The organism is Methylobacterium sp. Leaf104 (genome assembly GCF_001422885.1).
In the GTDB taxonomy this organism is placed as follows: Bacteria; Pseudomonadota; Alphaproteobacteria; order Rhizobiales; family Beijerinckiaceae; genus Methylobacterium.
In genome coordinates this window covers 24,503-39,621 of the sequence record NZ_LMMZ01000023.1, presented here as the reverse complement: position 1 = coordinate 39,621, position 15,119 = coordinate 24,503, and the positions used below count along the sequence as shown (strand labels likewise).

Genomic DNA, 15,119 nt, shown 5'->3' with positions numbered 1-15,119 from the left:
GATGCCGAAACGCACAGGGCGAACGGCGTCGCGGATGATTTACCGCAACTGACCGTGTCCTCCCGGCTTTAATGTCGGCGAGCCCGTTTCCGGGTTCGTCCCGAGACACGAACCGCGGAGGCCCTGCTTGCCGGACCCGAAAGGTACGAACGCGGATTCACCATCCGCCGTCAGCCGGACATCGCTCGCGGACAGCCTCAGTCCCGGCATGTCGCTGGACCGGATCGGCCAGGCTCTCGCCGCCTTCTACGACGACCTGATCGCCGAGGGCGTTCCGGAGCACCTCGCCGTTCTCGTCCGCAAGGTCCAGCCCGAGCCCGAGGCCCGTCCGGACGCGGACAGGGCACGCTCCTCCAAGCTCGCCCTCGTGGTCGAGGACGACGCCGCCACGCGCTCCCTCGCCGAGGCCCTGCTGAGCGATACCGAACTCACCGCGATCGGCTGCGACAGCGCCGAGGCGGCCCTGAACATCATGCGCGAGCGCGGTGGGGACGTCGCCCTGGTCTTCGCCGATGTCAGCCTCGCGGGCGCGATGGACGGGGTGCAACTGGCCTCCGCCGTGGCGCTGCTCTGGCCGGCGACCCGCATGGTCGTGACCTCGGGCCGGCGGGCCGAGCGGCCCGGCACCCTGCCGGAGCAGGCGGTCTTCATCGCGAAGCCCTGGCGGCCCTTCGACCTGCTGACCGAGGCCGAACTGGCGACGAGCGCGCCGCAGCCGATCGTGTCCTGACGCGAAGCGGATCCATCGCCGGGCCTCCGGTTCCGAAGCCGGCGCTCGGCGGATGACTCCGGGCGCGTCCCGGCGCATGAAGCCCGGTGCGCGAGCCCCGGCGCACGACTTGCATTCCCGAACCCAGCGTCCGTGCCGACCAGACCGCGCCGAGTCCGCGTGGTGGAGCCCCTCGCCTTGCCCATCCTGTCCGTCCGCCACCTCACCACCTACCGCTACCGGCAGCCGGTGGCCTTCGGTGAGCACCGCATCCTGTTCCGACCGCGCGACAGCTACGACCAGCGCCTGATCTCGGCGACCCTGAAGATCACGCCCGAGCCGAGCGGTCTGCGCTGGCTCCACGACGTCTTCGGCAACTGCGTCGCCGTCGCGACCTTCACGGGCCGCGCCGCGCAGCTCACCTTCGAATGCGCGATCACCCTCGACCACACGCCGGAATCGGCACCGAACTTCCCGATCGCGGCCCACGCGGCCTACTACCCCTTCGGCTACGGCGCCGACGACATCCCGGATCTCAGCCGCTCGATGGAGCGGCAATATTCCGACCCCCGCAACGAGGTCGATGCCTGGGCCCGCAGCTTCGTGCCGCCCGCCGGCCGGATCGGCACCCAGGATCTCCTGGCGGAGATGACCCGCAGCGTCCGGCGCAACTTCGCGTATCTCGCCCGCTCCGAGAAGGGCGTCCAGGACCCCGTCACCACCCTGCGCCTGAAGCGCGGAAGCTGCCGTGATTTCGCTGTGTTGATGATCGAGGCCGTGCGCGCCCTCGGCATGGCGGCGCGCTTCGTCTCCGGCTACCTCTACAACCCACGCGGGGATCGCGACCGGCACGTGGGCGGTGGCTCGACTCATGCTTGGGTGCAGGTCTACCTGCCCGGCGCGGGCTGGATCGAGTTCGACCCGACGAACGGTATCGTTGGGAACCGCGACCTCATCCGGGTCGCGGTGGCGCGGGACCCGCGTCAGGCGGTACCGCTGCACGGATCGTTCTTCGGGTTTCCGGCGGACGACCTGGGCATGACGGTGAGCGTACATGTCGATGAAGTCGAGCCGGGAGCCGGGGGGCCTCGCGTGACCGATCCGAACTTGGCGCGTTGACGCACCGGCGCGGCGCCCGCCGCCCGGTCGCAGACGAAGAGCGTGTGTTTCTGGACAGGATCAGGTGGTCGACATGAAAATCAGGACTGGGTTCGACATCGCCTTCGAATCGGTTCAGCCGACGCCGATGATCCTCGCGTTGAGCGTCCATCCCTCCCGGATGCCGGACGTGTTGACCCCCCACGTGATCAGTTTCGATCCGCCGATCCCGTCCCAGGATTACCGCGACGTCTTCGACAACATCTGCACGCGCATCGTCACGCCGCCCGGTCGCCTGACGATCTCGGCCGACTTCGTGGTCCAGGATTCCGGTCTGCCCGACGCCTACGCGCCGTACGCGCAGCAGATCGAGGTGCAGAACCTGCCCAGCGACGTGCTCGTCTATCTGCTGGGCAGCCGCTACTGCGACACCGACAAGCTCTCGGAGACGGCATGGTCGCTGTTCGGCGGGACGCCGATGGGCTGGGGCCGGGTGCAGGCGATCTGCGACTACGTCCACGACCGGATCCGCTTCGACTACATGTGCGCCGACGCCACCCGCACGGCCTGGGACGGGTTCATGCAGCGCCAGGGCGTCTGCCGCGATTTCGCGCATCTCGCGGTCGCGTTCTGCCGCTGCATGAACATCCCGGCCCGCTACTGCACCGGCTACCTCGGCGATATCGGGATTCCGCCGGTGCCCGACCCGATGGATTTCTCGGCCTGGTTCGAGGCCTATCTCGACGGGACCTGGTACACCTTCGACGCGCGCCACAACACGCCGCGCATCGGCCGGATCGTGATGGCGCGCGGGCGCGACGCGACCGACGTCGCGATCACCACCAATTTCGGCTACGCGCATCTCGCCCGCTTCGACGTCCACACCGACGAGGTCTTCTGATCCCGCCGCTGCGCCGGAGCGAGGCATGGCCCGCCCCGTCCCGGCAGGGCCTGCCCTACGTGTCGAGGTCCTGGGCCATCTTCAGGTGATGTTCGAGGGCCGGCTGCGTCTTGGCCGCCCAGGCCTTCAGGTCCGGGTTGTCGCCCCCCTTCGCGTAGCGCTGGAACAGGTCGACGGCGTCCTTGTGCGCCTTCACCTGATCGCCGTGGTACTGCTTCGTGAAGGCGTCGCCCTGAAGGCCCTTCAGGCTGTCGAGCTTGCCCTGGTGGGCGCTGTCGAGGGCCGTCGGCAGGGTCGCCTGGACCTTCCCGCCCTGGACCATCGCCTTCATCTCGGCCGTGGTCTTCTCGTGGTCGGTGATCATCTGCTGGGCGTAGGCCTTGGTCGCCGCGTCGCTGCGCTCGGCCGCGAGCCGGCTGGTCTGGATCTCGAAGAGGTCGCTGATCCCGGCCTGGCTCACGAAATCCGCCGTGGAGGGGCTGACCCCGATCAGCGAATTCACCCCCGTCTTCTCGCCCACCGACTGTGCCGCCGCGGGTCCCGCGAGCAGAACCGTGACGGCGATCATGGCCATGCGTCTCATCACACCCTCCTCAGGCGGTTTCACCCGCGAGAACCTCGGCGCCCGGGCTCTGTTCCCCCGAAAGCGCGGCTCCTGCGGTGGGTCTGGATTCGCTCGGCTTCACCACGAATCCAGGTCGAAGGGACGAAAAGTGCCACGCTGCGCGTTGCACTCCTGCAAGCAGGAGAGATCGAGATGGATGCACGCCTCATCGCGATGAACAACGAGGCCAACCGAATCGCCTCCGAGCGTCTGCTCGAGCAGCTTCGGGACGAAGGCCTGCGCTATCGGCTCTGGGTCACCGGAACGCCGCAGGGCGACACGCTTCACCTGCGGGTGAACCGGCTGTGCCCGGAAATGCGCCAGCGCATCGACAAGGTGCTGCGTGGACGCGGCCTCACCCTCGAGATCGCGGAAGCCTGAGCGCCGGTCTCAGGTCGCCTCCCGCCCCTCGGCCCAGGGCGCGGCCGAGAGCGCCCGGGCCAGATACGCGATCAGGGCGGTGACCCGCGCCGGGCGCGGATCGCCCGGCGGTGTCACGAGGTGGAGGTCGATCCGCGGCGGCGTCCAGCCCGGCAGGACCCGCACCAACCGCCCGTCGCGCAGATCCTCCCACACCATGAAGTCCGGCTGGACCGCGAGGCCGAGGCCGGCGCGCAGGGCCGGCGCCAGGGCGTCGGCATTGTTCGCCCGCAGGGGGCCGTCCGGCACCACCGTGGCCTCCTCGCCGGCGGGGCCGAGGAAGCGCCAGCGATCCGGGCTCGGCAGGTAGGCGTAGCCGAGGCAGGCATGGACCGCGAGGTCGTGCGGATGGGCCGGGCGGCCGTGCCGGGCGAGGTAGTCCGGCGTGGCGACGAGGGAGCGGTGGATGGTGCAGAGCCGCCGCGCCCGGAGCGAAGAATCGGTCAGGGCGGCGATGCGCAGGCCGAGATCGAAGCCGCCGCCGACCAAGTCGATCAGGTCGTCGCCGAGATGCAGATCGATGCTCAAGCCCGGATGGGTCGCGAGGAAGTCCGGCAGGCGCGGCGCCACGTGCAGCACGCCGAAGGACATCGGCGCGGCGAGCCGGACCTTGCCGCGCGGCTGCGCCGCCGCGTCCCGGGCCTGGGCCTCGGCCGCCTCACCCTCGGCCAGGATGCGGGCGGCGGCCGCCCGCGCCGCGGCACCGGCCTCCGTCAGCGCCAGCTTGCGCGAGGTGCGGTGGAACAGCCGCGCGCCGATCCGCGCCTCGAGCCGGGTCACCGCCTTCGACACCGTGCCGGTGGTGATGCCGAGTTCGGTCGCCGCTCGACCGAAGGCACCGGTCTCGACCACCTTCGCGAAGATGGCCCAGGCCTCGAAATCGGGGAGCTTCATACGCTGACTTTCGGAAACGATGCCTTTCCATCGTTTCCATTTTCGAAAGGTGAGGCAAGGGCCATCTTCCGGTCATCGCAGCACGGCCGGTCCCAGGCGCCGTGCGGCCCCGAAGGAGTTCGTCCCATGTCCCCGAACGGCATCCATCACGTCACGGCCTTCTCCGGCGACGCGGCCCGCAACGTCGATTTCTACACCCGGGTGCTCGGCCTGCGCCTGGTGAAGAAGACCGTCAATTTCGACGATCCGGGCACCTATCACCTCTATTACGGCGACGAGACCGGCCGCCCCGGAACGATCCTGACCTTCTTCCCGATCGCGCACGCGGCGCCCGGCCGGGTCGGGATCGGCGAGACCCAGGAGACCGCCTTCCGGGTGCCGCGCGCCGCGATCGGCTGGTGGACCCATCGCTTCATCGAGAAGGGCGTGACCCACGAGGCCCTGGTCCAGGTCCACGGCGAACCGACCCTGCGCTTCCGCGACCCCGACGGCATGATGCTGGCCCTGGTCGGCACCGAGACGACGGACACGGACGCGCCCTGGACCGGCGCCGGGATCCCGGCGGAGTTCGCGATCCGCGGCTTCCACGGCGTCACCCTGCTCCTCGAGGAGGCGGAGGCCACGGCGGCGGTCCTCACCGGCGTGTTCGGCTTCCAGGAGGCCGGCCGCGAGGGGGCTGCGACCCGCTACGCCAGCGGCGCCGCGGAGGGCGGCTTCGTCACCCTGCGGGCGGTGGGCGGCTTCCTGCCCGGCCGTCAGGGCGCCGGCTCGGTGCATCACATCGCCTTCCGGGCGGCGGACGATGCGGAGCAGGCGCGGATGGTGGAGGTTCTGACCCGGACCCACGGGCTCGGCGTCACCGAGCAGCGGGACCGGCAGTACTTCCGCTCGGTCTATTTCCGCGAGCCGGGGGGCGTGCTGTTCGAGATCGCCACCGACGTGCCGGGCTTCGCCGTCGACGAGCCGGTGGAATCCCTGGGCCGCGCCCTCAAGCTGCCGGCCTTCCTGGAGCCGCACCGGGACCAGATCGCGGGGCACCTGCCCGAGATCGCCTGACGCGACGGGCGCCCGCCCCCCGGAGCGGGCGCGCCCTCCCCCGCCATCCACGAGATTGCCATGACCGAGACATCCCTGGGCTTCGTCCATCGCTTCGTGCCCGCCGCCGCGCCCGGCCGGCCGCCGCTCCTGCTCCTGCACGGCACCGGCGGCGACGAGGCCGACCTCCTGCCCCTCGGCCGGACCCTGCTGCCCGGCGCCGCCCTGCTCTCGCCGCGCGGCGCCGTGCTGGAGAACGGCATGCCGCGCTTCTTCCGCCGCCTCGCCGAGGGCGTGTTCGACGAGGCCGACATCCGCCGGCGCGTGGCCGACCTCGCCGGCTTCGTCGCCGGGGCGCGCGCGGCCTACGACCTCGCCGCGCCGGTGGCGGTCGGGTTCTCGAACGGCGCCAACATCGCCGCGGCCCTGCTCCTGCTGCATCCCGAGGTGCTCGCCGGTGCGGTGCTGCTGCGTCCGATGGTGCCTTTGCGCGAGACGCCGCCGGTGGACCTCGCCGGACGGCCGGTGCTGATGCTCTCGGGCGCGGCCGACCCGATCGTGCCGGCCGCCAATGCGGGCGCGCTCGCCGAACGCCTGCGGGCCGACGGCGCCGCCGTCACCCACGAGACCCTGCCGGTCGGGCACGGCCTCTCGCAGGCGGATGTGACCCGGGCCGGCGCCTGGCTCGCGGGCCTCGCCGCCGCCTGACCTCAGGCTGATGCCCGCCGCCCGCCGCGGCGGGCATCGATTAGGGTGTAGCCGACCGCGCCCAGCACCATCAGGGCGAGGACGTACCAGGTCAGGGCGTAAACGAGGTGGTTGTCGGGGAAGTGCACGATCGTCAGCCCGCCCACGGGCCAGCCGCCCGGGTTCGGCGTGGCGTCGGCATCGATGAAGTAGGGGGCGACCCTCGTCAGACCCTGCGCCGCCGCGATGGCGGCGACGTCGCGGGAGTACCAGCGCCCGGCCTCGGGGGCGTTGCTGCGCAGGAAGGCACCGCCCGGTTCGGTCAGGCGCAGCAGGCCGGTGACCGTGGTCTCGCCGCCGATCTGCCCGTCCGCCCGGGCGGCGGGGTCGCGCCGGTTCTGAGGGACGAAACCGCGATTGACCAGGATCATGGTGCCGTCGCCGCGCGCCAGCGGCGTCAGGACCCAGAACCCGGCACCGAGGTCGGTGACGGCCTGGACCAGGGTCTCACGATCGTTGCGGAAGCGCCCGGAGGCCCGCACGCGCCGATAGGCATCGGCCTCCGCCGTCAGGCCGTCCCAGGCGCCGGGGCCGGGTGCCTCGACCGGATCGGCCCGCACGCGGGCTTCGACGCGGGCGACGAGGTCGTGCTTCCAGGCCCGGCGCTGGACCTGCCAGGTCCCCAGCGCCGCGAGACCCGTCGCCATGACGAGTCCCGCGATGGCGATGGCGGCGAGGGCCAGGCGAGAGCGCCGCGCCGCCGGTCGAGGGCCGGCCATCAGCCCATATGCATGTGCTGCGGCATCATGTTGGTGTTGAGGTGGTACATCACCCACAGGGAGCCCGCGAGGGTGATGATCACCAGCGTCAGGGTGAAGATCAGCGCCAGGATGGTCCAGCCACCCTCCGACTTCGTGTTCATGTGCAGGAAGTAGATCATGTGCACGACGATCTGCGCCACGGCGAAGACCATGATGACGATGCCGGTGATCCGGTCGTTGCCGATCACGTTGCCCATCACCAGGATGAACGGGATCGCGGTCAGGATGACCGACAGCACGAAGCCGGTCATGTAGTCCTTGAAGGTGCCGTGGCTGGCGCCGTCGGCGTGCCCGTGCCCGTGGTCGTCGTGTCCTGCCTTCGACGCGGCGCTCATTGCAGGACTCCCATCAGGTACACGAAGGTGAAGACGCCGATCCAGATCACGTCGAGGAAGTGCCAGAACATGCTGAGGCAGAGCAGCCGGCGCTTGTTCTCGGGCACCAGCCCGCGCTTGTGCACCTGCGCCATCAGCGTCACCAGCCAGACGATGCCGAGGCTGACGTGCAGGCCGTGGGTGCCGACCAGGGTGAAGAAGGCCGACAGGAAGGCGCTGCGCTGGGGCGTGGCGCCCTCGTGGATCAGGTGGTGGAACTCGTAGAGCTCGAGCCCGACGAAGGCGAGGCCGAACAGGCCGGTCACCGCCAGCCAGATCTGCACCCGGCTGAGGTCGCCCTTCTCCATCTCCAGCATGGCGAAGCCGTAGGTGATGGAGGAGAACAGCAGCATCGAGGTGTTCAGCGCCACCAGCGGCAGGTCGAACAAGTCCTTCGGCGACGGTCCGGCGGCGTAGTTCCGGCCCACCACCGCGTAGGTGGCGAACAGGGCCGCGAAGATCAGGCAGTCGCTCATCAGGTAGAGCCAAAAGCCGAGCATCGTGCTCCCTTCCGGGTGATGCTCGCCCTTCGCGTCGTAGAAGGCCGTCGGGTCGACCTGGGGGATCGCCACCGACGGGCTTCGGCCCGGCTCGAAGTTCATGGCGGGAGAAGCGTGGGTTGCCATGATCTCAGACGCGCTCCGCCAGCAGGGAGGTCCGCTGGGCTTCCGTCCGGACGACCTCGTCGGCCGGGATGTAGAAGTCGCGGTTGTAGTTGAAGGTGTGGCCGATCGAGACGATCGCGATCGCGGCGAAGCTGACGGCCGCGAGCCACCAGATGTACCAGATCATCGCGAAGGCGAAGACGATGCTCAGCACCCCGAGGATCAGCCCGGCCGCGGTGTTCTTCGGCATGTGGATCGGCTTGAAGCCCTGGAGGGGGCGGGCGTAGCCGCGCTTCTTCATGTCCCACCACGCGTCGTGATCGTGGATCACCGGCGTGAAGGCGAAGTTGTAGTCCGGCGGCGGCGACGAGGTCGCCCATTCCAGGGTCCGGCCGCCCCACGGGTCGCCGGTCGTGTCACGCAGCTGGTCGCGGCGCAGGACGCTCACAACGAGGGTGACCGCGAAGGCGGCGATGCCGCAGAGGATCAGCAGCGCGCCGAAGGCCGCGATGACGAACCAGATCTGCAGGGACGGGTCGTCGAAGTGCTGGACGCGGCGGGTCACGCCCATCAGGCCGAGGACGTAGAGCGGCATGAAGGCGAACCAGAACCCGGTCAGCCAGAACCAGAACGACACCTTGCCCCAGAATTCGTCGAGCTTGAAGCCGAAGGCCTTCGGGAACCAGTAGGTGATGCCGGCGAGCATGCCGAACAGCACGCCGCCGATGATCACGTTGTGGAAGTGGGCGATCAGGAACAGCGAGTTGTGCAGCACGAAGTCGGCCGGCGGCACCGCGAGCAGAACGCCGGTCATGCCGCCGATGACGAAGGTCACCATGAAGCCGACCGTCCAGAGCATCGGCACCTCGAAGCGGATGCGGCCCTTGTACATGGTGAAGAGCCAGTTGAAGATCTTGGCGCCCGTCGGGATCGAGATGATCATCGTCGTGATGCCGAAGAACGAGTTCACGCTGGCGCCCGAGCCCATCGTGAAGAAGTGGTGCAGCCACACGAGGTAGGACAGGATCGTGATCACGACGGTGGCGTAGACCATCGAGGCGTAGCCGAAGAGGCGCTTGCTCGAGAAGGTCGAGACGATCTCCGAGAACACGCCGAAGGCCGGCAGGATGAGGATGTACACCTCCGGGTGCCCCCAGATCCAAACCAGGTTCACGTACATCATCGGGTTGCCGCCGAGGTCGTTCGAGAAGAAGTGCGTGCCGACGTAGCGGTCGAGCGACAGCAGGGCGAGAACGGCCGTGAGGATGGGGAAGGCGGCGACGATGAGGATGTTGGTGCAGAGCGCGGTCCAGGTGAAGACCGGCATCTTCATCATGGTCATGCCCGGCGCCCGCATCTTCACGATGGTGGCGATGAGGTTGATGCCCGAGAGCAGCGTCCCGATCCCGGCGATCTGCAGCGCCCAGATGTAGTAGTCGACGCCGACCCCCGGACTCATGGCCGGTCCCGAGAGCGGCGGATAGGCCAGCCAGCCGGTGCGGGCGAACTCGCCGACGAACAGCGAGGCCATCACGGTCACGGCGCCGCTCACCGTCATCCAGAAGCTGAAGTTGTTGAGGAACGGGAAGGCGACGTCGCGGGCGCCGATCTGCAGCGGCACCACGAAGTTCATCAGGCCCGTGACGAGCGGCATCGCCACGAAGAAGATCATGATCACGCCGTGGGCGGTGAAGATCTGGTCGTAGTGGTGCGGCGGCAGGTAGCCCTCGTTCGGCCCGAAGGCCATCGCCTGCTGCGCGCGCATCATCAGCGCGTCGGCGAAACCCCGCAGCAGCATGACCAGGGCCAGCACGATGTACATGATGCCGATCTTCTTGTGATCGACGGAGGTGAACCAGTCGCGCCAGAGGGGACCCCAGAGGCGGAAATAGGTCAGTGCACCGAGTACCGCGACGCCGCCGAGGCCGACCATCGCGAAGGTGACGAGGAGGATCGGCTCATGAAGCGGCACGGCGTCGAGCGTCAGGCGCCCGAACAGGAGCTTCTGGAGATCCGGATTGGAGAACATGGGACCTGCTCGTGAGAGAAGAGTGCCGAACGGGGGTCGCGGGCGTCCGAGGCGTCCGCGCTATCGATTGAGTTGGCCGGGCGCCACCGGGTCGGACCCCTTCGAGTCCTTCCCGTCGCCGGCGGGGCCGCCGTGGCCCGAGTGGTCCTGGCCCGAGCGGTCTTGGCCCGAATGGCCTTGGCCGGAATGGTCATGGCCCATGGGGCCGTGGCCGGAATGCTCGGGCGCCGCGCCGGGCTTCACCTCGGGGGCGATCGACTTCGGCTTCATGCCCTCGGGCTGCTCCTTGCTGTGCGATTCGCGGCCCGAGCCGCCCACCGTGGCGGCCGGGGCCTCGATGCCCTGCTCGGCGTAGCGGTTGTCGTATTCGAGCCGTGCCCGATTGGCGTGGCTCTCCTTGCCGGCGCCGCCCATGGCGTCGATGTGCATCATCTCGTTCATGCACATCTTGCCCGGCACGGCGCACATGTTCAGCACCGCGCCGTAGAGGCCGTTCTCCACGCTGGAGAAGTAGCGCACCGGCTCGCGCTCGCTCGGCTTCTCGAGGGCGAGATAGCTCTGGCGGTCGAGGGGCTTGCCCTCGGCCTTCACCTTGGCGACCCACTGGTCGAACCCGGCCTGGTCGAGGCCGTGGAACTTGAAGTTCATCCGCGAGAAGCCGGAGCCGCTGTAATTGGCCGAGAGGCCCTCGTAGGTGCCGGCCTTGTTGATCACCGCGTGGAGCTTCGTCTCCATGCCGGCCATGGCGTAGATCTGCCCGGCGAGCGCGGGGATGAAGAACGAGTTCATGACGGTGGCGGAGGTGATCTTGAACGAGATCGGCACGTCGACCGGCGCGGCCAGTTCGTTGACGGTGGCGATGCCCTGATCTGGGTAGAAGAACAGCCATTTCCAATCGAGTGCGACGACCTCGACCGTCAGCGGCTTCACGCCGGCGGGCAGCGGCCGGTCCGCGTCGAGGCGGCTCAGGGGGCGGTACGGATCGAGGGTGTGGGTGCTGATCCAGGTGAGCGCGCCGAGGGCGATGACGATCACCAGGGGCGCCGACCAGATCAGGACCTCCAGCTGCGTGGAATGGTGCCAGTCGGGATCGTACTCGGCCTCGGTGTTCGAGGCGCGGTAGCGCCACGCGAACAGGAGCGTGAAGGCGATGACCGGAATGATGATGAGGAGCATCAGGCCGGTGGAGGCCAGGATCAAGTCGCGCTGCCGGGTCGCGATGTCGCCGGAGGGCTGCATCAGGACCATGTTGCAGCCGGACAGCAGGCCGGACACGGGGAGGAGCGCGAGCGTACGGAGGGTTTTGACCGGCATGGACTCGTCTGGCACCATCTCGGATGAGCGACGTCCGCCGGCCCCGATTGGCCGAGGGAGGAATCGTCGGCTCTCAATTCGCTGCATTGCATCAATCTGACAAGTCGCGCGCGGCGCGTCTGATCAGCGCTAGGCTCATAGCGGGCGCAAGACAAAGCGCGCTATAGACCGAGCCCATCATTTGACGGAAGGCGCGAAGGGACCGCGCTCTTTGTCAGGGGGCGCGTCACGCTGCGCTTTGACGCAGACGAAACGCAGGGCGTACACGTGTCCCCGATCCCTGGGCTCGGCGCGCTGCGGCGCACCCGATTCGCCCTCGAACGCACGAAGCGAGCACGGTTTCCTCGATGAGCGCAGAATACGCAGTGCCATCCTCCACGTCGCTGGAACGCGATGCGCACGAGGCCTCCAGCGACCACCGGGTCGCGCCGGGCGAGATCGCCATCGGCGTGGTGATCGGCCGCGCGGCCGAGTACTTCGACTTCTTCGTCTACGGCATCGCCTCGGTGCTGATCTTCCCCGGCGTGTTCTTCCCCTTCGCCGATCCGCTGACGGGGACGCTCTACGCCTTCGCGCTGTTCGCCCTGGCCTTCATCGCTCGCCCCATCGGCTCGGTGATCTTCATGGAGATCGACCGGCGCCACGGGCGCGCGGCCAAGCTGACCATCGCCCTGTTCCTGCTCGGCGGCTCGACCATGGCGATCGGATTCCTGCCGAACTACCACCAGATCGGCGCGCTCTCGATCTGGATCCTCGCCGCCCTGCGCTTCGGCCAGGGCCTCGCCCTCGGCGGTGCCTGGGACGGGCTCGCCTCGCTGCTGGCGCTCAACGCTCCCGAAAAGCAGCGCGGCTGGTACGCGATGATCCCGCAGCTCGGCGCCCCGGTCGGCTTCATGCTGGCGAGCGCCCTGTTCGCGTTCTTCCTCGGCAACGTCTCCAACGCCGACTTCCTCGACTGGGGCTGGCGCTACCCGTTCTTCGTGGCCTTCGCGATCAACGTCGTCGCGCTCTTCGCCCGCCTGCGCCTCGTGGCCACCGAGGAATTCTCGCGCATGCTGGAGATGCAGGAGCTGGAGCCGACCCCAGTCCTGGAGCTGCTGCGGAGCCATGGCCGCTTCGTGCTGATCGGCGCCGTGGTGCCGCTGGCGAGCTTCGCGCTGTTCCACCTCGTGACGGTGTTCCCGATCAGCTGGATCCACCTCTTCACCCAGCGCTCGGCGGGCGAGTTCCTGCTGGTGCAATGCTCCGGCGCCTTCCTCGCCGCCGGCACCATCGTGCTCTCCGGCGTCCTGGCCGACCGCATCGGCCGGCGCACCCTGGTGGGCGTGGCCGCCGGCCTGATCGGGCTGTTCGCCCTGGCGAGCATCGCCGCGCCGATCATCTTCGGCGACAGCGAACTGGGCCAGACGATCTACGTGCTGATCGGCTTCGGGCTGCTCGGCCTGTCCTACGGCCAGACCTCGGGCTCGGTGACCGCCAATCTCGGCACGCGCTACCGCTACACCGGCGCCGCCCTGACCTCGGATCTCGCCTGGCTGATCGGGGCCGGCTTCGCGCCCCTGGTGGCGCTCGGCGTGTCGAGCCGCTTCGGCCTGTCCTGGGTCGGCGTCTACCTCCTGTCCGGCGCCGTCGCGACCCTGTGCGCCCTCGCCTTCAACCGCCGCGAGACCGCCCGCCTCTGAGGCCGGTTCCGGCCACCCACGAAGGACCCCCGGACGGCGGACCCGCCTCCGGGGCTTCTTTCGTCGTCCGGGGACCCGGCGCGCCGGTGGGCGTTGGGATGTGACGGGGCGGAGACCCCGTCCGGGATCGAGGCGGGAAGCGTCGTGGCGAAGCTGATCTATACCCGCCTAGAGGACCACCCGCGCGAGACCTACGTCATCACGAGCGGGGCGCTGATCGTCGGGCGGGTCGATTGCATCAGCGACGCGCCCGCCCCCGCCGCGCAATGGACCTGGAGCCTGCACCTCGACATCGGCGCGGCGCCGTTCCGGCGGGGCGCGACGGTCTCTTCGCGCGACGCGGCCGTGGCGGCCCTGGCGGAAGCCTGGACCGAGTGGAAGCACTGGGCCGGCTTGCGCGATGCGGACCCGGCCGGGGCGGCCCATGGCGCGCCGCCGCCGAAGGCGCTGCCCTAGCGCGGCGGTCCCGTCGGTCAGACCATGCCGAGCGCCTGCATGTAGAGCTCGAGGATCGCCTCCTCCTCCTGGCGCTCGGCATGGTCCTTCTTGCGCAGCGAGATGATCTTGCGCAGGGCCTTGGTGTCGAAGCCGGTGCCCTTGGCCTCGGCGTAGACGTCCTTGATGTCGGAGGCGAGGCCGGCCTTCTCCTCCTCGAGGCGCTCGATGCGCTCGATGAAGCTCTTCAGCTGGTCGGCGGCGACGGAGGAAGCGTCGACGGCGGGTGCGGCGGATGCGGCCATGGTCGTCTCGTGTCCCTGATCTGCGAGGCGCGTGGGGCCGCGCCGGAACCGCCTCGATAAGCCGTCAAGCTTACCGGGACCTTAGTGCGGCTCCGCCGCGGCTTTGGCGAAGGCCGCCTGTTGCTCCGCCGTCGCCTCCGGCTGGTGCAGGCGCTTCCACTCGGCATAGGGCATGCCGTAGACGCGCGCGCGGCTCTCCTCCTTGTCCATCGGCAGGCCGCGGGCATCGGCGGCGTCCTTGAGCCAGTTCGACAGGCAGTTGCGGCAGAACCCGGCCATGGTCATCAGGTCGATGTTCTGCACGTCGGTGCGGGCCTGCAGATGGGCGACGAGGCGCCGGAACACGGCGGCCTCGAGTTCGGTGCGGGTGGCGTCGTCGATCTCGGTCATGGTCGTTCTCCCAGTCGAGGCCTGAGGTCGGCGCGCGGCGGCCTCCCGTCAAGCGCGGATCGGCAGCATCGGCCGCAGGAGGCGCGCGAATCGCTCCGCCCACTCGGCCTGGCCCGCCTCCCCGACGATGAGGTCCTGGCGGATCTCCACCAGGGCGTTCGGCAGGCCGCGGGCCATGGCGTGGCGGTCGATGGTGTCGCCGGGCAGGCCGCCGCCATAGGGCTCGTTGTCCCCCACCGTCAGTCCGGCGGGGTCGGCCCGCAGGCCGGCGATCAGGGGCGCGCTCATGCGGTCGTCCCGGTCCCACAGGATGCCGACCTCCCAGGGGCGCGGCACCCCGCGCCAGTACGGCGTGAAGCTGTGGATGGTGACGATGGCGGGCCGGATGCCGGTCGCCTCGGCCTGCGCGATCCCGGCCTCGATCGCCGCGTCGAAGGGCGCGTAGAAGCGCCGGATGCGCTCGGCCTTGCCGGCCTCGTCGATGCGGGCGTTGCCCGGCACCACGGCCCCGTCGGAGAGGCGCATCACCAGGGTCGGGTCGGCCCGGCCCCGGTTCGGGTCGATGATCAGCCGCGAGAAGCGGGTCAGGATCGCCGGGGCGCCGAGCGCGGCGGCGAGCCGGCGCGTCACTCCGGCGGCGCCGATGTCGTAGGCGATGTGGCGGGCAAACTCGTGCTCCGGCACCCCGAGCTGCGCCAGGTCCGCCGGAACGTGGTTCGAGGCGTGGTCGCAGATCAGGAGCAGGCCCCCGGCGGGATCGCCCGGGATGGTCTCGACGGGATGCGGTGGCTGCATGGGAGGCACGGTCCGGTTGGG

Annotated in this window: 18 protein-coding genes; 8 read left to right on the top strand and 10 right to left on the bottom strand. The window is 69.5% G+C overall.

Annotated elements, in window-relative coordinates:
- The first annotated feature begins 208 nt into the window (after positions 1-208).
- From ASF49_RS12760 to ASF49_RS12750, 3 genes are all read left to right on the top strand, one after another.
- The gene (locus ASF49_RS12760) at positions 209-730 is read left to right on the top strand and encodes a response regulator (RefSeq protein WP_056473311.1); all 522 of its coding nucleotides are present in this window, start codon (positions 209-211) and stop codon (positions 728-730) included.
- Between the two features lie 177 nt (positions 731-907).
- Positions 908-1,828 carry a transglutaminase family protein gene (locus tag ASF49_RS12755; RefSeq protein ID WP_056474308.1) on the top strand — a complete coding sequence of 307 codons (921 nt, stop codon included), beginning with the start codon at positions 908-910 and terminating at the stop codon, positions 1,826-1,828.
- Positions 1,829-1,901: 73 nt separating this feature from the next.
- Positions 1,902-2,708, top strand: coding sequence for a transglutaminase-like domain-containing protein (locus ASF49_RS12750; protein WP_056473309.1), 807 nt, complete (start codon positions 1,902-1,904; stop codon positions 2,706-2,708).
- Positions 2,709-2,763: 55 nt separating this feature from the next.
- Here the strand turns inward: ASF49_RS12750 and ASF49_RS12745 are convergent, their stop codons facing one another.
- On the bottom strand, positions 2,764-3,291 hold the full coding sequence (locus tag ASF49_RS12745) for a DUF4142 domain-containing protein (RefSeq protein ID WP_056473307.1): 528 nt from the start codon (positions 3,289-3,291) through the stop codon (positions 2,764-2,766).
- Between the two features lie 174 nt (positions 3,292-3,465).
- Between ASF49_RS12745 and ASF49_RS12740 the strand changes: the two genes are divergently transcribed.
- Positions 3,466-3,693, top strand: a complete 228-nt coding sequence (locus ASF49_RS12740; protein ID WP_056473294.1) for a hypothetical protein — start codon at positions 3,466-3,468, stop codon at positions 3,691-3,693.
- 9 nt (positions 3,694-3,702) lie between these two features.
- On the opposite strand, the gene ASF49_RS12735 is transcribed toward ASF49_RS12740, so the two are convergent.
- A complete protein-coding gene (locus tag ASF49_RS12735) occupies positions 3,703-4,626 on the bottom strand; it encodes a LysR family transcriptional regulator (RefSeq protein ID WP_056473291.1) in 924 nt (307 codons plus the stop codon).
- A 126-nt stretch (positions 4,627-4,752) separates the two neighbouring features.
- On the opposite strand from ASF49_RS12735, the gene ASF49_RS12730 reads away from it, so the two are divergent.
- Together ASF49_RS12730 and ASF49_RS12725 are read left to right on the top strand one after the other, a co-directional pair.
- Positions 4,753-5,682, top strand: a complete 930-nt coding sequence (locus tag ASF49_RS12730) for a ring-cleaving dioxygenase (RefSeq protein WP_056473289.1) — start codon at positions 4,753-4,755, stop codon at positions 5,680-5,682.
- A 60-nt stretch (positions 5,683-5,742) separates the two neighbouring features.
- Positions 5,743-6,369, top strand: coding sequence for an alpha/beta hydrolase (locus ASF49_RS12725; RefSeq protein ID WP_056473287.1), 627 nt, complete (start codon positions 5,743-5,745; stop codon positions 6,367-6,369).
- 2 nt (positions 6,370-6,371) lie between these two features.
- On the opposite strand, the gene ASF49_RS12720 is transcribed toward ASF49_RS12725, so the two are convergent.
- The 5 genes from ASF49_RS12720 to cyoA are packed head-to-tail and all read right to left on the bottom strand — an operon-like array spanning position 6,372 to position 11,491.
- A complete protein-coding gene (locus ASF49_RS12720; RefSeq protein ID WP_056473284.1) occupies positions 6,372-7,127 on the bottom strand; it encodes an SURF1 family protein in 756 nt (251 codons plus the stop codon).
- Positions 7,127-7,504 (bottom strand): cytochrome o ubiquinol oxidase subunit IV, encoded by a 378-nt coding sequence (cyoD, locus tag ASF49_RS12715; protein WP_056473281.1) that lies wholly within the window; start codon positions 7,502-7,504, stop codon positions 7,127-7,129. Before cyoD ends, ASF49_RS12720 begins: the two co-directional genes overlap by 1 nt.
- On the bottom strand, positions 7,501-8,145 hold the full coding sequence (gene cyoC / locus ASF49_RS12710; RefSeq protein ID WP_243214495.1) for a cytochrome o ubiquinol oxidase subunit III: 645 nt from the start codon (positions 8,143-8,145) through the stop codon (positions 7,501-7,503). The genes cyoD and cyoC overlap by 4 nt, the downstream gene beginning before the upstream one ends.
- Before the next feature lie 28 nt (positions 8,146-8,173).
- Complete coding sequence (cyoB, locus tag ASF49_RS12705) at positions 8,174-10,177, bottom strand: cytochrome o ubiquinol oxidase subunit I (RefSeq protein ID WP_056473268.1); 2,004 nt, start codon at positions 10,175-10,177, stop codon at positions 8,174-8,176.
- 60 nt (positions 10,178-10,237) lie between these two features.
- Positions 10,238-11,491, bottom strand: a complete 1,254-nt coding sequence (cyoA, locus tag ASF49_RS12700; RefSeq protein ID WP_082511231.1) for a ubiquinol oxidase subunit II — start codon at positions 11,489-11,491, stop codon at positions 10,238-10,240.
- Positions 11,492-11,838: 347 nt separating this feature from the next.
- On the opposite strand from cyoA, the gene ASF49_RS12695 reads away from it, so the two are divergent.
- Both ASF49_RS12695 and ASF49_RS12690 read left to right on the top strand, forming a co-directional pair.
- Positions 11,839-13,173, top strand: a complete 1,335-nt coding sequence (locus ASF49_RS12695; RefSeq protein WP_056473266.1) for an MFS transporter — start codon at positions 11,839-11,841, stop codon at positions 13,171-13,173.
- 144 nt (positions 13,174-13,317) lie between these two features.
- Positions 13,318-13,629: a hypothetical protein gene (locus tag ASF49_RS12690; protein WP_056473265.1), complete on the top strand. Its 312-nt coding sequence runs from the start codon at positions 13,318-13,320 to the stop codon at positions 13,627-13,629.
- A 17-nt stretch (positions 13,630-13,646) separates the two neighbouring features.
- Here the strand turns inward: ASF49_RS12690 and ASF49_RS12685 are convergent, their stop codons facing one another.
- From ASF49_RS12685 to ASF49_RS12675, 3 genes are all read right to left on the bottom strand, one after another.
- Positions 13,647-13,913 (bottom strand): DUF2312 domain-containing protein, encoded by a 267-nt coding sequence (locus ASF49_RS12685; RefSeq protein ID WP_056180857.1) that lies wholly within the window; start codon positions 13,911-13,913, stop codon positions 13,647-13,649.
- An 81-nt stretch (positions 13,914-13,994) separates the two neighbouring features.
- Complete coding sequence (locus ASF49_RS12680; protein ID WP_056473263.1) at positions 13,995-14,303, bottom strand: DUF1244 domain-containing protein; 309 nt, start codon at positions 14,301-14,303, stop codon at positions 13,995-13,997.
- Between the two features lie 48 nt (positions 14,304-14,351).
- Entirely contained in the window at positions 14,352-15,098 is a 747-nt protein-coding gene (locus tag ASF49_RS12675; protein ID WP_056473260.1) for an N-formylglutamate amidohydrolase, read from the bottom strand.
- Between the last annotated feature and the right edge of the window lie 21 nt (positions 15,099-15,119).

What these genes read in the sequence shown, in the direction of transcription:
- cyoB (WP_056473268.1), bottom strand. Translation starts at nt 10,177, where the DNA reads ATGTTCTCCAATCCGGATCTCCAGAAGCTCCTGTTCGGGCGCCTGACG.
- ASF49_RS12685 (WP_056180857.1), bottom strand. Translation starts at nt 13,913, where the DNA reads ATGGCCGCATCCGCCGCACCCGCCGTCGACGCTTCCTCCGTCGCCGCC.
- cyoA (WP_082511231.1), bottom strand. Translation starts at nt 11,491, where the DNA reads ATGCCGGTCAAAACCCTCCGTACGCTCGCGCTCCTCCCCGTGTCCGGC.
- ASF49_RS12695 (WP_056473266.1), top strand. Translation starts at nt 11,839, where the DNA reads ATGAGCGCAGAATACGCAGTGCCATCCTCCACGTCGCTGGAACGCGAT.
- ASF49_RS12750 (WP_056473309.1), top strand. Translation starts at nt 1,902, where the DNA reads ATGAAAATCAGGACTGGGTTCGACATCGCCTTCGAATCGGTTCAGCCG.
- cyoD (WP_056473281.1), bottom strand. Translation starts at nt 7,504, where the DNA reads ATGAGCGCCGCGTCGAAGGCAGGACACGACGACCACGGGCACGGGCAC.
- ASF49_RS12740 (WP_056473294.1), top strand. Translation starts at nt 3,466, where the DNA reads ATGGATGCACGCCTCATCGCGATGAACAACGAGGCCAACCGAATCGCC.
- ASF49_RS12675 (WP_056473260.1), bottom strand. Translation starts at nt 15,098, where the DNA reads ATGCAGCCACCGCATCCCGTCGAGACCATCCCGGGCGATCCCGCCGGG.
- cyoC (WP_243214495.1), bottom strand. Translation starts at nt 8,145, where the DNA reads ATGAACTTCGAGCCGGGCCGAAGCCCGTCGGTGGCGATCCCCCAGGTC.
- ASF49_RS12680 (WP_056473263.1), bottom strand. Translation starts at nt 14,303, where the DNA reads ATGACCGAGATCGACGACGCCACCCGCACCGAACTCGAGGCCGCCGTG.
- ASF49_RS12730 (WP_056473289.1), top strand. Translation starts at nt 4,753, where the DNA reads ATGTCCCCGAACGGCATCCATCACGTCACGGCCTTCTCCGGCGACGCG.
- ASF49_RS12720 (WP_056473284.1), bottom strand. Translation starts at nt 7,127, where the DNA reads ATGGCCGGCCCTCGACCGGCGGCGCGGCGCTCTCGCCTGGCCCTCGCC.
- ASF49_RS12725 (WP_056473287.1), top strand. Translation starts at nt 5,743, where the DNA reads ATGACCGAGACATCCCTGGGCTTCGTCCATCGCTTCGTGCCCGCCGCC.
- ASF49_RS12745 (WP_056473307.1), bottom strand. Translation starts at nt 3,291, where the DNA reads ATGAGACGCATGGCCATGATCGCCGTCACGGTTCTGCTCGCGGGACCC.
- ASF49_RS12735 (WP_056473291.1), bottom strand. Translation starts at nt 4,626, where the DNA reads ATGAAGCTCCCCGATTTCGAGGCCTGGGCCATCTTCGCGAAGGTGGTC.
- ASF49_RS12760 (WP_056473311.1), top strand. Translation starts at nt 209, where the DNA reads ATGTCGCTGGACCGGATCGGCCAGGCTCTCGCCGCCTTCTACGACGAC.